Annotated in this window: 12 protein-coding genes and 1 tRNA gene; 8 read left to right on the top strand and 5 right to left on the bottom strand. The window is 59.2% G+C overall.

Annotated features, from left to right (window positions below; all coding sequences use genetic code 11):
• Positions 1 to 4: 4 nt before the first annotated feature.
• From narI to NEZ08_RS01600, 5 genes are all read left to right on the top strand, one after another.
• Complete coding sequence (gene narI / locus NEZ08_RS01620) at positions 5 to 733, top strand: respiratory nitrate reductase subunit gamma (protein WP_298102572.1); 729 nt, start codon at positions 5 to 7, stop codon at positions 731 to 733.
• A 5-nt stretch (positions 734 to 738) separates the two neighbouring features.
• Positions 739 to 1,560: a peptidylprolyl isomerase gene (locus NEZ08_RS01615; RefSeq protein ID WP_298102490.1), complete on the top strand. Its 822-nt coding sequence runs from the start codon at positions 739 to 741 to the stop codon at positions 1,558 to 1,560.
• 11 nt (positions 1,561 to 1,571) lie between these two features.
• On the top strand, positions 1,572 to 1,907 hold the full coding sequence (locus NEZ08_RS01610; protein WP_298102487.1) for a hypothetical protein: 336 nt from the start codon (positions 1,572 to 1,574) through the stop codon (positions 1,905 to 1,907).
• Positions 1,904 to 2,473, top strand: coding sequence for a molybdopterin adenylyltransferase (gene mog, locus NEZ08_RS01605; protein WP_298102485.1), 570 nt, complete (start codon positions 1,904 to 1,906; stop codon positions 2,471 to 2,473). Before NEZ08_RS01610 ends, mog begins: the two co-directional genes overlap by 4 nt.
• A gap of 95 nt (positions 2,474 to 2,568) precedes the next feature.
• Complete coding sequence (locus NEZ08_RS01600; protein ID WP_298102482.1) at positions 2,569 to 2,709, top strand: hypothetical protein; 141 nt, start codon at positions 2,569 to 2,571, stop codon at positions 2,707 to 2,709.
• 511 nt (positions 2,710 to 3,220) lie between these two features.
• On the opposite strand, the gene NEZ08_RS01595 is transcribed toward NEZ08_RS01600, so the two are convergent.
• Both NEZ08_RS01595 and NEZ08_RS01590 read right to left on the bottom strand, forming a co-directional pair.
• Positions 3,221 to 4,417 (bottom strand): alginate O-acetyltransferase, encoded by a 1,197-nt coding sequence (locus tag NEZ08_RS01595; protein WP_298102479.1) that lies wholly within the window; start codon positions 4,415 to 4,417, stop codon positions 3,221 to 3,223.
• A gap of 2 nt (positions 4,418 to 4,419) precedes the next feature.
• Positions 4,420 to 5,832 carry an MBOAT family protein gene (locus NEZ08_RS01590; protein ID WP_298102477.1) on the bottom strand — a complete coding sequence of 471 codons (1,413 nt, stop codon included), beginning with the start codon at positions 5,830 to 5,832 and terminating at the stop codon, positions 4,420 to 4,422.
• 477 nt (positions 5,833 to 6,309) lie between these two features.
• Here NEZ08_RS01590 and NEZ08_RS01585 point away from each other — a divergent pair.
• Positions 6,310 to 6,383: transfer RNA gene (locus NEZ08_RS01585), tRNA-Gly, on the top strand.
• A 57-nt stretch (positions 6,384 to 6,440) separates the two neighbouring features.
• On the opposite strand, the gene NEZ08_RS01580 is transcribed toward NEZ08_RS01585, so the two are convergent.
• Genes NEZ08_RS01580 through NEZ08_RS01570 form a run of 3 tightly spaced genes read right to left on the bottom strand, consistent with a single transcriptional unit; the run spans position 6,441 to position 8,384 of the window.
• Positions 6,441 to 7,685 carry a hypothetical protein gene (locus tag NEZ08_RS01580; protein ID WP_298102474.1) on the bottom strand — a complete coding sequence of 415 codons (1,245 nt, stop codon included), beginning with the start codon at positions 7,683 to 7,685 and terminating at the stop codon, positions 6,441 to 6,443.
• Positions 7,682 to 7,948 carry a hypothetical protein gene (locus NEZ08_RS01575; RefSeq protein WP_298102471.1) on the bottom strand — a complete coding sequence of 89 codons (267 nt, stop codon included), beginning with the start codon at positions 7,946 to 7,948 and terminating at the stop codon, positions 7,682 to 7,684. The genes NEZ08_RS01580 and NEZ08_RS01575 overlap by 4 nt, the downstream gene beginning before the upstream one ends.
• On the bottom strand, positions 7,923 to 8,384 hold the full coding sequence (locus NEZ08_RS01570; RefSeq protein WP_298102469.1) for a hypothetical protein: 462 nt from the start codon (positions 8,382 to 8,384) through the stop codon (positions 7,923 to 7,925). Before NEZ08_RS01570 ends, NEZ08_RS01575 begins: the two co-directional genes overlap by 26 nt.
• Positions 8,385 to 8,521: 137 nt before the next feature.
• Here NEZ08_RS01570 and NEZ08_RS01565 point away from each other — a divergent pair, with 137 nt between their 5' ends.
• The gene (locus tag NEZ08_RS01565; protein ID WP_298102466.1) at positions 8,522 to 9,415 is read left to right on the top strand and encodes a hypothetical protein; all 894 of its coding nucleotides are present in this window, start codon (positions 8,522 to 8,524) and stop codon (positions 9,413 to 9,415) included.
• Between the two features lie 44 nt (positions 9,416 to 9,459).
• Positions 9,460 to 11,760, top strand: coding sequence for an AAA family ATPase (locus tag NEZ08_RS01560; RefSeq protein ID WP_298102464.1), 2,301 nt, complete (start codon positions 9,460 to 9,462; stop codon positions 11,758 to 11,760).
• The last annotated feature ends 604 nt before the right edge of the window (positions 11,761 to 12,364 follow it).

Here is a 12,364-nt window from a genome sequence, read left to right as displayed (position 1 = left end):
CGAGATCATGCAAACGCTCAACGCCATCATCTTCGGCTGGTATCCATATCTCTGTCTCACCGTGTTCCTGTTCGGCAGCCTCGTCCGCTTCGACCGCGAGCAGTATACCTGGCGCAGCGGGTCGAGCCAGTTGCTGCGGCGAAGCCAGCTTCTGTGGGGCTCCAACCTGTTCCATGCCGGCATCCTCTTCATCTTTTTCGGACACTTCGTCGGCCTGCTGACGCCGATCTGGGTGTTCGACATGCTCGGCGTGTCGCACAGCTTCAAGCAAATGCTCGCGATCGTCGCCGGTGGCAGCGCCGGACTGATGTGCCTGATCGGAATTTCGCTGCTGACGCACCGGCGGCTGTTCGATCCGCGCATCCGTGCCAATTCATCCTTTGGTGACACCGCGATTCTCTTGATCCTGTTCGCGCAGCTGTTACTCGGACTTTCCACCATTCCGGTATCGCTGGGGCATCTCGACGGCCATGAGATGGTGAAATTCATGACATGGGCGCAAGGGATCCTGACGCTGCGGCCCGGGGTCGCGGCTGTCATTTTCGACGTGAATCCGATCTTCAAGGCGCATCTTGTGTTGGGCATGACGATCTTCCTCGTCTTCCCGTTCACGCGCCTCGTCCATATCTGGAGCGCGCCCGTCTGGTATCTCGGCCGCAGTGGCTATCAGGTGGTACGCAGCCGTGACGGCGCCCTGGGTGCCACTGATCGACCCTTGCAGCCTGCGGAGTAGGGACCATGGATTGCTCACTCGGCGACAGCCTGCCCAAGCCAAAAAGGATCAGTGTCAATGGCAGCGTCATTCCGCGCGAAGTGATCGCACGCGAGGTGCAGAACCATCCCGCGGACAAGCCGAGTCTGGCTTGGCAGGCGGCGGCAAGTGCCTTGGTTGTGCGGGAATTGCTGTTGCAGGAATCGAGGCGTCTCGACATTTCAGCGGAGCCGCTGCGCGATGCAGAAGGGCGCAGCGAAACGCTCGAGGAGGCCGCCATGCGCGCCCTGATTGAGCGCGAGGTGGTTACGCCCGAACCTGACGAGACGGCTTGCCGACGCTTCTATGAGCAGAACCGACAGCGTTTCCGTACCGGTGATCTCTATGAGGCAGCCCATATCCTGATCGCCGCCGCTCGCGATGATACCGTCGCGCGCGCAGCCGCGCGTGACACGGCCGAGACCATCCTGGTCTCGCTGCGGGAGGATGCCGGGCTGTTCGAAGAACTGGCGCGCAGCCGCTCCGATTGCCGGACCTCGGCAGACAATGGCGGCCGTCTTGGTCAGGTCACGCGCCGCCAGACCGTCGAGGAATTCGAAGCGGGGCTTGCGCGCATGGGCGAGGGCGAGATCGCGATTATCGAGACCCGCTATGGCTTTCACGTCGTCCGCCTCGACCGTCAAGCGCCGGGGCAGATGTTGCCGTTCGAACTCGCCCGCGAGCGCATCGCTGACTACCTTGCCGAGAGCGTGCAGCGCCGGGCGCTTGCGCAGTATGTTGCCGTCCTGGCCGGCCGCGCCGAGATCACCGGGATAGAGTTGGCGGGCGCGAACTCGCCGCTCATCTAGTAGGAGGGGCCATGCAGCTTGGCGAGATCATCCGCAAGTTCAGCGAAGAGGCAGCCGCGACCGAGGCGCTGGTAGCGTGCGGTGACCTTACCCTGTTGGCGCGCGTTGGCGATACCGCGGGGCAGTATGAGGAGACGGTCGGAGAATACGCCGCCGGCGCAGTACGACGCTTCGCCAATCTGGCTTCAAGCGAGGATTGGCTCGGCCTGATGAACGTGATCGAACGCGCCGATGATCCAGGCGGGCGCTGCTTGGCCCATATGCTGCACTGGTCGCTGAAGCGGGATGAGGCCGCAAGCAGTGCGCCGCATGCGGGATGCACGTGCGGCAGCGGGAGCTGCGCATGAATGAGGCGCGTGGTGTCACCCCTGAAGCCGATTCGCGCAATCTGGCGCGGATCGGCATCCTCGTGGTGTCCGACCGGGCCAGCCGCGGCGAGTACAAGGACCAGGGTGGTGAGGCTATCAATCGTTTCCTGACCGAGGTCGTCCGCTCGAACTGGATATCGATCCTCAAGATCGTTCCGGACGGTATCGACAGCGTCGCCGATGCCTTGATCGAGATGTCCGATAAGGAGAATTGCGACCTGGTCCTGACGACCGGCGGAACGGGACCTGCACCGCGGGATCTTACGCCGGAGGCCACGCGTAGCGTCATTACGCGTGAGCTTGCGGGTTTTGGCGAACAGATGCGTCGGGTAAGCCTTGAGCAGGTGCCGACCGCCATTCTATCGCGGCAGACGGCAGGAACCCGCGGGCGATGCCTGATCGTCAATCTGCCCGGGCGTCCCTCGTCGATCGGAACCTGCCTGGATGCGGTGTTTCCCGCCATTCCCTACTGTCTCGACCTTATAGGTGCTCGCCCGATCGAGGTGAACTCCGACGTCTGCCATGCCTTCCGCCCAAAAGCCTGAGGGGAAACCGCCGCGCGTGACCCGCTGCGCTCGTTTACCCGGACGGCGAGTGGCCATGATCCTCGGCCGCAATGCGCCACACAGCGTGGCGACCAATGCTGCATTTGCCTGATGTAGATGAGGCCTTTGCCGCCAAAGACACTTATGCCACCGGCTTCATGGCAGGCTTGCGCAACGCGGCGGCGAGCGCCGCGTCGATCTCGGGTTCGAACCGGATCTGCGAGATCAGCGGCTAGATGATTCTGAAATCGAGGCGGCGGTCCTTTTCGTATCGTCGGGCTGCCGTCGGCTGATCACCAGGCTTGCGACCCGTCGGCTGCCAGCCGCAACTGCTGGGTTCGACGTCCGCGCATTTCTTGAGATAGGTCAATATAGAACCGCCTCCATGCTGTAGTCAGTATTGGTCAGGGCACGCTTGCGTGGTGACGATGAGCTTAGGAGAGCGGGTCGCGATCGGGCTGATCATCTTGAGCTTGATTCTCGGGACTGCCCTGATTTGGCTCACGATGTCTTCGATTAACCCCTGTGAAGAATTAGGAACCTGGGCGAAGCCGCTCTGCAAGCATGGCAAGTGGCCTGGCGAACCAGGGCCATTCAGTTTTCCCTTGACCATGAGAGGCGGGAACGCAGGCGCTGGTACAGGCGAGGTTTGAATTCTCCTCTCGCATGACGCTTCGTCCTGCAGCGGCGATTCAAGGATATTCGGGCTGGCCCAGCGAACGCGCAAACAGACACTGCGCTCCTCAACTACCGTCTGTTCACCACAGCGCGCAGCTGATCGACGTAACCCACCTTGTCGGAAGCCATGAAAGATTCGTTTTCCTCCAGGATCATGACCTTCGCATCCCGCCAAGCGTTGAGATCGCTATCAGGAAGGTTTCGCTGCAATTCGCGGTAGGGTTCGCCACCGAAGCGGCCGAGGGTTCCGTAATAGTAGAATTGCAGCCGCGCCAGGCAGTTGGCCTCGACCATGATGTGCGACGGCAGATGGCCGAAGCTCGAGCCGACCATGGTCACATCGAGCTGCCGTGCCGGGCTGTCTGCGCAAGGCACGGAAGGCTGGTAGGCGACCTTCGGCGTCTGATAGCCGAGCGGCGGGAAGAATACATTCAACAGATCCGCCAGCTCGCGGTCGGCGCCTTTCGCCGGCTGCGACATCGTATAGGTGAACTTGAAGGGAGGAATGATTTCGTGCCCGGCCAGCCGATTGATCTGTTCGACCAGCGCGGAAACGGCGACGGCGCCGCCGACGTCGTTCCAGTGTACGCCGCCTTGCGGAAACAGCTCGAACGGATAGGCGCCCTTGAGCGAGTGAATGAGACTTGCGGTGTCGACGACATTGATGCCCGCGCGCCTCAAGGCGCCGACGTAATCGGGGACGAGTTGCGTCCGCGCGGCCTGTGTGCTCGGGCAGGGAAGGCGATCGACAAAATATTCCGGCAGGTGCGCAGCCTTGGATGGCGTGACCAGGTAGACAAAAATTGCGCCGCGCGCCTGGTAGAAGTTCTGGATATCCTGCAGTTTCGGGATAGCGACCGCAGCCAGCCTTGCGCCCTTGCCTTCGGTGCGGGAGCAATAATCGTCGAGATAGGTCTGCTCGATCAGCTGGCCATGGGAGCCCCTGAAGACGTTGGGCGCGGTCAGTTCGCCGAACAGGTGAAAGCGGATTTCGTTATTGATGCGGATAAGAAGCGGCCGGACAGGCATGGCTTCGGTGACCCGGCTCACGATCGCCTTCTGGAATTTGCCGTCACGAATCTCCGGCCACGAGAGACTGACCGATGTCTCGTAGGTGACGCCGCCGAGCCTCGGCCCGATCTTGATCGCGAGCCGCGGGAAATACTGTGCGGCAACAAGGTTCCAGGCGGCGCCAAGCGGGAGCAGCGCCAGAAAAGCGCAAAAGGCGGCGCGAACGATAGGGCGGGAAAGGCTGAGACTACCCATCGTCAAAACCGGAAATAGATGAAGGGCTGGAACGGCGCCGTAACCGCCCGCGCAACCGACAGCACATAGATCACCACCAGCGCCGCGATCGTCAACGTCCGCAGCCAAGCCCGATTGTCGTACCCGCGGACCAACGCTGGATAGAGCGTGGTTGCCGGCAACAGCGAAATGAACGCACCAACGACCAGCGTGAACGGCACCTCGGCAGGAATTTCGGTCGCGTTGGTGGCGTGGTTCATGCCCGCCAGCGCCGACATGAAGGTGAAAAGGTGCGAGGGCGAATCGGAGCGGAAGATCGCCCAGCCGATCATCACGATGACCAGCGTGGCAAGAGTTGCAATCACTGTGCCGCATCGTTCGAGCGCCTTGCGCAGGAACAGGCGGTCGAGCGTCAGGAACAATCCATTATAGGCGCCCCACAGCACGAAATTCCAGCTGGCGCCGTGCCACAGGCCCGACAGCAGGAAGCAGATCCACAGATTGAGATAGGTGCGCGCCTCGCCTTCGCGGTTGCCCCCGAGCGGCTTGTAGAGATAGTCACGGATCCAGGTGGTGAGCGAGATGTGCCAGCGCCGCCAGAATTCAGTGAGTGATTGTGCGACATAGGGCTTGTCGAAATTCTCCCGCAGCGAGAAGCCGAGCATGCGCGCAAGTCCGATCGCCATGTCGGAATAGCCGGCGAAATCGAAATAGATCTGCAGGCTGAAGCTGACGAGCGCGAGCCAGGCCCGCCCTGCACCGAGGCTTGCGGGATCCGCAGCAAAGATCGCGTTAACGAAAGCGCCAAGCGGATCGGCTATCAGGAGCTTGCGCCCGATCCCGCGCGAAAAACGCAAAAACCCGAAGCCGAAATCGCTCCACTCCACCGCGCGCGGTGAGGCAATTTGATCCCGCATCTCGTGATATTTGAGGATGGGGCCTGCCAGCAGTTTCGGGAAGAACAAGACAAACAGGCAATAGTCGCGGAACGTTGCCGCGGGCTTGGAGATGCCGCGATAGGTATCCACGAGATAGGTGATCTTTTCGAACGTCACGAAGGAGACGCCGATCGGGAGCGCCAGATGCAGGAGCGGCAATCGGTGCGCGCCGAACGGGCTCAGTACCAGATTGAGATTGTCAGCGAGGAAGTCGGCATATTTGTAGACGATCAGGATCAAGAGATTGCCGGCCACGCCGGCCGTCAGTGCAAATCTGCGGGTGGGGCGCGGGGTCGGGGCGCCGAGGTAGAATGAGAGCAGGTAGTCGAACGCGGTCGACGCCAGCAAGACGATAACGAAGACCGGCTCGCCCCAAAGATAAAACAGCGTGCTTCCGATCAGCAGCGCCCACTTTTTCGCTTCAGTTCCTCGAACGAGTAGATAAAGCGCGTAAAACGCGGGAAAGACCGTGAGGAACAGCGGCTCGTAAAAAAGCATGTTGAGATCGGCGTCTGTTCCCGAACCGCTGCCGCGAGGGCGAAACCTGCGAAGTTCTGCCACGGATAAAGCACAGCGTCCAAGGCAAGTCCAACAGGACCGATCTACAGCGTCGATGCGGAACGCCCGCGGCCTGCCGACAGCAGGACCAGCAGGGCAACAGGGGGCAAAGCCCATTCAAGACAAAGGGCGCGGCGGGAAGCCCGTCGCGCCCCATTTGTGAAACTCGCTGGTCCAGGCGCTGAGAAACGCCCTCAAGGTCACCAAGCAGATGGCTTAGCGGGCGATCCCAGCGAGGTGACAGCGCTTGGTACAAGACACTGGATCACCTCCTTTCGTTGTTGACAGAGTCTTCTATATAGGCGGCAGGGGCCGGGCTGTTAAGGCCGGTGGTCTAAATGTCAAATTCACACCACCCGGAGACGGTGGGGAGAGGTTGAGACCGCCGATCCGGCGTGATAGGGGATCGGTCGGCACGCGGGTGTAGCTCAATGGTAGAGCAGCAGCCTTCCAAGCTGAATACGAGGGTTCGATTCCCTTCACCCGCTCCAATGTTTTCAATGACTTAGCGCGCCGTCGCTTTGCCATTTGGACAAAGCTACTGCTGCTCATTTGGACAAATCTTCACTTTTCGTTCGGGCGGCACGTCGCTTCAGCGCACCGGTTGCGACCTGCCGCGTGGTGCGCTTGACGTACTTCGGCAGCACCTTCACCGACTTGTGCCGGCCCTGTGCCATGATCTCGCGGTCGGTGAGTTCCGCGTCGCCGGTCTCGGTAAAGCCACCATGCCGGAACGACGTGAACGACAGTTCGTCGCGCAGCTCAGCGGCCCGGATAATCTCCTTCACCTTGCGGCTCAGGTGCGTGAAATCAGGATAGTCGGGCTTCGGCCATGTCGGCCATGGTCCGCGCTCGCCCCAGTCGCGACATAACATCAAGCCGCCGATACGGTCGCGCTTGATGGCGTCCAACTCGGCCATCAGTTCGGGATAGAGCGCAACGCCATCATCATTGAACAGCGGAATCCAACTTGCCTGTTTGGTTTTCTCATCGACGACGCGCACCATGTTCGGGTGCTCTTTCGGCCGATAGTGCGACACGTCGAATGTGGCGAAGATATCGACCTCGCGCTGAAGCCATTCCCAGCCGATCAGCGCACCGGTTGCCAGTGATGGCAGACCCATTTCTTTCGCCTTGGTGCGGAATGATTTTAGTTCTTCATAGGTCGCGGTCGGCGTCTCGCGGTCGGAAGATACCAAGCCCATTTTTGCAAACGGATTGACGAGCGGCAGCTTGCCCGGATTTCGGCGCGCACAAATGAACCATGCACGGCGGCAAGATTTCATCGCGTGATTGACCGTGGTGCGGCGTTCGCTGACGATCTCGCCTTTCTCGTTTTTGACCGGCAGTAATGCTTCATAGAGTGCATCGGTGACGCTGGTGTCGATCAGGGAAACACGACGGTTGCCCAGCAACGTTCCGTCTTTCAGGGCGTAGCCGCCGACCAGTTTGAATCCGTTTTCATGGTTACGCTTCGACTTCGCATCGAGCTTGGTATAGCGACGGTCGGCACGATACTCGGCAAACACCCAATTGAGTGTGCCGAATGTAGCGGTGGCCGGTGTCGTCGTTGTCTTGGTGTCGCCGGATCGCCACGCATCAAACACAGGCAACAAAAATTTTTCGGCGCGCTCGTTCGCCACGTCAAGGTCGGTCCCTAGTGGTTCATTATTCACAACACAACCGGCCTTGCGCGCCCATGTCGGAACGCAAAAGAAATAAGCCCAACCCGCTTTAGTCCATCGATGTTCGACATATCGCGCACGACGTCGGGCGGTGCGTATTCGCTTCATATTAACTTCCTCAAATCTGCTGGTGTCCCGCAATTGTTGTTGTGTCCGTCGGTCTTCAAATTCTGCGCCAGCGTGGCATTCGCCGGAACGATAATGATCCGGCCATCAGGTCCGACCTCGTAATGATCGACTGTAATTCCTGCACTGGCCGCTTGCTTGGCGACGCTCTTTAGCGTCGGCTTGCGCGATCTGCGTCGCTTGGGTTTCCGCATCTTCGCAAAAAACGGATCGTATTCTTCAGGTGGCAGCAGATCGCGTTTCATGTCTCGCTGACTCATGATGCTCGGGATCGGGGTGGTGGTGCGGGGTCTTAAATAATGTCGCTGCTACTGTCCGCGTGGACGCATGTATTGCCTTAGTGACGCGATCAAGCGCGACCATCAGTTCAGGATGCTTCTCCTTGGCAGGCAAACGGTTGACCTGCTCGACCAGCGCGAGCGCCGCATCCGTCAGATCAAGATGTTCGCAAGCCTCCTTCCAGACATTGGCGTCAAACTTGCCGAATGCACTTTTAATCCCAGTGATCAGCGCGCTGCCTTCGGCAATCCAGTCATCACGGAAAGTAGCTTCGAGCCGGTTCACCATCTCCTGATTGGCGGAATTGTTGTTCTGCCCGGCGGCCTTTTCGATCTTCCGGCGCAGACTTTCCCGGACACGCAGCTTGTATTGCAGGATGGCTGTCGGCTTACGCGGGGGCATATGTCTTTCCTTTTCGTCCCTAAAGAAAGCACCAATATGGCACCACTACCTTGACAAGACAATGAGGTCAGATACGATTTGGTGTCAGTCTGGTGCCATTAAAGGTTGCGGTCCGCATTACCTCGCGGGGCAGTCCAATGACCAAAAAGTATTTTGAGACAAGATCAAAAAAGGGTCGAGGCCGGGCGCAACGTTCCCTCGATCTGATTCAGGCGATGCACGACATCGCTGAAGAGGCCGAGCCGATTACCGGACGCGGCATCGGCTACAAACTGTTCTCGCAAAACTTTATCCCCTCGATGGGCAAGAACGACATGGCGCGAGTTTATCGTTTGCTGAAGGAGGCGCGAGAGGAAGGCACTATACCTTGGGAATGGATCGTGGACGAAACACGCGAACTGGAACGGGTACCAACTTGGGATGATGCCGCTGCCTATATGCGTGCGACGGCACGAGACTATCGCCGGGACTTCTGGAAGCAGCAGCCGCAACGCGTCGAGGTATGGTCGGAGAAAGGCACCGTTCGCGGGGTGTTACGGCCAGTACTCGACGCATACGGCGTCGGCTTCTTTCCCCTGCATGGATTCAATAGCGCAACCAACATGCACAATGCTGCTGTTGAGGATACCGATCATGCTCTGACGGTTCTCTATGTCGGCGACTTTGATCCCAGTGGAATGTGGATGTCCGAGTGCGACATTCCCAAGCGGCTCGACGAGTACGGCGGCGATCACATTTCAATGAAACGGATCGCATTGCGGCGCAGGGATTGCGATGGGCTTGGTCGTCGGCCCGCGTTCAATGTCAAAGAGAAGAGCAAAGACCCTCGCGCCCCATGGTTTCGCAAGAACTATGGTCAGCTGTGTTGGGAACTCGACGCAATGGACCCGAACGAATTACGTTCGCGTGTCGAGAAAGAAATCATCAAGCTAATCGATCCCGTCGCATGGGAACGCTGCCGGATTGTATTCGATGCAGAGTGTGAATCGATGCGCCAGTTTCTCGATAAGTGGCCCGCGGCGATGAAGTGAGACCAAAAGACCCGGCAACATCGCGTCCGTATTGGCGGGTCCGTTTGGGGGCATCGATCACATCCAACGGCAAGAGAACTAATCTCGACGAGGATCGAACGATGGGAACACATCATAAGCCCGATGCCAATGTCGGCGCAAGCGGCGTGCATCATCTGCGTGCCTTATCGTTGCGTGCGGAAGGCGGCGGGTATCAGATCGTCGGGAATGCGCCGGAACTCAAGCTTGCGCTGTTGCAACCCAACCTCACCGATATCACCGCGCATCTCTATGCGCTGTTCGAACCTGCGTTCGTGCATCCGCACCCCGACGCATGGATCGAAATCGCCGTCTCGCATGCCCACAGCGGCAAAGTCAATGAGGCGCAGAACTTCTCGGTGTTCGACCTGAGAGATGCTGCCAAATACGCTGAAGCGATCACCCGCGCCGGTCATAACGTCTATGTCGGCGTGGCGACGCGGCAGGGCAAGCAGCCGCGCTCGGGTCGAGCGACGGATGATCACTATCTCGCGTCGGCGTTTGCGTGGTGTGAGTATGACAACGCTGGCGACGATGAACGGATCAGCCGCCTCCTGCAACAGAACAAACTTGTGCCTGCGCTTATCGTCACGACCGGCACGGCGCCGCATGTTCGCAAGCACCTCTATTTCAAGATCATTGGCATCAAGGATGGCGCGCACCTGATCACGATCAATGCATCACTGCAACGTTTGCTCGGTAGCGATAATGTCAAGAACGCAAGCCGCGTGCTGCGGCTCGCTGGTACCATCAACTATCCGAACAAAGACAAAATCGCGCGCGGCTATGTTCCAGAACTGACCAAGCTGCAGATCAACAAGACTGCGCCAACTTATCAAGCGGCGACGTTTATCGGGTTAAGTGCAAGTGAGGGTCCTCATCATAACAACGTCAGTATGAGGACGACCCAACCAACCGACAGCAACGTCTATGAACTCTACGAATATCGCTACAATCGGGAACATGGCGACAGCAAGCGGCTTTCGGATGATGAAGTCCAGGCGCTGCTGGCCAAGCACCCAAATGGCAAGAACGAGTACTGGCACAACGATTTGCGTGCGGCCTCAATGGAGATGCTGAACCGTGGCTGCGATCCCTACACCATCCGCTTGGCGCTCGCACCTTATTGCGAGAAAGGTGCCCACGATCCTGATCTCGACGACCTGATTGACAAGAAGTATGACGAGCTGCAGGCGGAAAAGATCGCGGCGGAACAAGCAGAGGAGCAAAGCACTGACAATGTCAGTCCTAAACCGAAGGCGTCTTCCCGGCTTTCCTACTTCGGCGAGTTTGGGAGCAGCGCCGACCGCCGCCCGATCCTGCAAGGGTTTCTCTACAGGGGCGAGATATCGAGCACCATCGCTGCGCCAAAGCGCGGCAAATCGGCATTCTGGACTGAAGTCAGCGTGCATTGTGGTGCAAAAAAGGACTGGCGCGGCCATCGCATCAAGGAACGCTGCGGCGTCGTGATCTTCGCGCTGGAGCGCGGCGATCTCTACCAACGGCGGCTCGATGCGTACCGACTGCGCGACGGATACGAAAAGCTTCCCATTGCTGTGCGCAGGGGAGTTATTGATCTGCTCAATCCGAAATGTGTTCAGCAAATCGTTGCGGAAGTACGTGAAGTCGAACAGCACACCGGTTGCACGGTTGGCCTGATCATATTCGACACTTTTTCGAAGGCCATTTCCGTAAGCGGCGACGAGGACAAGGCAAAGGATCAGAACCGTGCTGCCGTCAACCTGCGTCGCTTGCTTGAGGTGATCGACGTGCATATTGCTACTGTCGGTCACACCGGCAAGGACGAGAGCCGTGGCGAGCGCGGCAGTAATGCCCGGCTCGGTGACATCGATGTGTTGATAGCGATCACGGGTGCTCAGATCACCAAAACCGCAACCGTTGTCGAGGCCAACGATCAGCCCGAACGCGCGATTGCCCAGTTCAGGCTTGAGCTGATCGAACTTGGCCACGATGAAGACGGTGATCCGAAAATGGTCTCGATCATTGCCAAGGAAAATGTCGAGACAGATGACGCTAGCAAGGACAGCGTCAGGCTCAACGCCACGCAGCGCCGTGCCATGGAATTGCTGGTCCGTACCGTCAATGAATACGGCAGGTCGCCTCCTGCTTCGGGCGAATATCCTCGTAACATCAGGGTTGTCAGCGTCAAGGAATGGCAAACGATGTGCGAGCGGATCGGGCTGTCGTCGTCGGAAGACAAGGGCAACCGGGACCGCGCCTTCCGGCGTGCTCGGGATGAGCTATTCGATCTGAAGCAGATCGGAACCTTGGATGGGCTGGTCTGGATCGCTTACTACAATGGTTGAGCGGAACTCAAAGCGAACAAGCGGACAAGGCCGGACATGTCCGCCTTTTGTCCGCAGTCCGTTTTCGGACGGACACGGACACCCCCCTATAGGGGGTGTCCGTCTGTCCGAAAGACCGACCGCAGGAAAGGAGAGAGGGGAGGGTCGTTTAGCGTCAAATTGTGGGTCGCCTGCTGCCGCGCTGGCCGGCGACGCCGCCAAGGCCGCTAGCGACCGCCAGAAGGCCGCCCGGCGCGGTAGGCGCAGCTACAGGGAGCGGAAGGCCGGGAACCGCTGGATTGGCTTCTATGCCGACTTGGACGCCGCACAAGCCATGCTGGACGACACGCAATGGCCGGATGGTGAACCGGTTGAGCGCATCGCCGCATGGTTTGATGCCACGGTGCGGCCGTGGAAGCGGCGGCGCAAATAATTTCGCACGCGTGAGAACATCACCTCTGCGCCGAGGAGCATGCTGCGGGACTATGAGCGCACAACAGACACTGCCCAGACAGGGCATTCCATTCATTCCTTCGCCGAGCGCGCATTCGGAGATGTTGGCCAAATCCTTCATGCGCGCGGGCACGGCTCTCATCGAGACCAGAGGCAACACTACCAAGGCCGC

The organism is Bradyrhizobium sp. (genome assembly GCF_027451485.1).
Taxonomy (GTDB): Bacteria; Pseudomonadota; Alphaproteobacteria; order Rhizobiales; family Xanthobacteraceae; genus Bradyrhizobium.
This window is presented reverse-complemented; position numbering and strand designations above follow the sequence as displayed.

Excerpts from the sequence above, each read along its gene's own strand:
- NEZ08_RS01615 (WP_298102490.1), top strand. The coding sequence starts at position 739 with ATGGATTGCTCACTCGGCGACAGCCTGCCCAAGCCAAAAAGGATCAGT.
- NEZ08_RS01610 (WP_298102487.1), top strand. The coding sequence starts at position 1,572 with ATGCAGCTTGGCGAGATCATCCGCAAGTTCAGCGAAGAGGCAGCCGCG.
- mog (WP_298102485.1), top strand. The coding sequence starts at position 1,904 with ATGAATGAGGCGCGTGGTGTCACCCCTGAAGCCGATTCGCGCAATCTG.
- NEZ08_RS01600 (WP_298102482.1), top strand. The coding sequence starts at position 2,569 with ATGCTGCATTTGCCTGATGTAGATGAGGCCTTTGCCGCCAAAGACACT.
- NEZ08_RS01595 (WP_298102479.1), bottom strand. The coding sequence starts at position 4,417 with ATGGGTAGTCTCAGCCTTTCCCGCCCTATCGTTCGCGCCGCCTTTTGC.
- NEZ08_RS01590 (WP_298102477.1), bottom strand. The coding sequence starts at position 5,832 with ATGCTTTTTTACGAGCCGCTGTTCCTCACGGTCTTTCCCGCGTTTTAC.
- NEZ08_RS01580 (WP_298102474.1), bottom strand. The coding sequence starts at position 7,685 with ATGAAGCGAATACGCACCGCCCGACGTCGTGCGCGATATGTCGAACAT.
- NEZ08_RS01575 (WP_298102471.1), bottom strand. The coding sequence starts at position 7,948 with ATGAAACGCGATCTGCTGCCACCTGAAGAATACGATCCGTTTTTTGCG.
- NEZ08_RS01570 (WP_298102469.1), bottom strand. The coding sequence starts at position 8,384 with ATGCCCCCGCGTAAGCCGACAGCCATCCTGCAATACAAGCTGCGTGTC.
- NEZ08_RS01565 (WP_298102466.1), top strand. The coding sequence starts at position 8,522 with ATGACCAAAAAGTATTTTGAGACAAGATCAAAAAAGGGTCGAGGCCGG.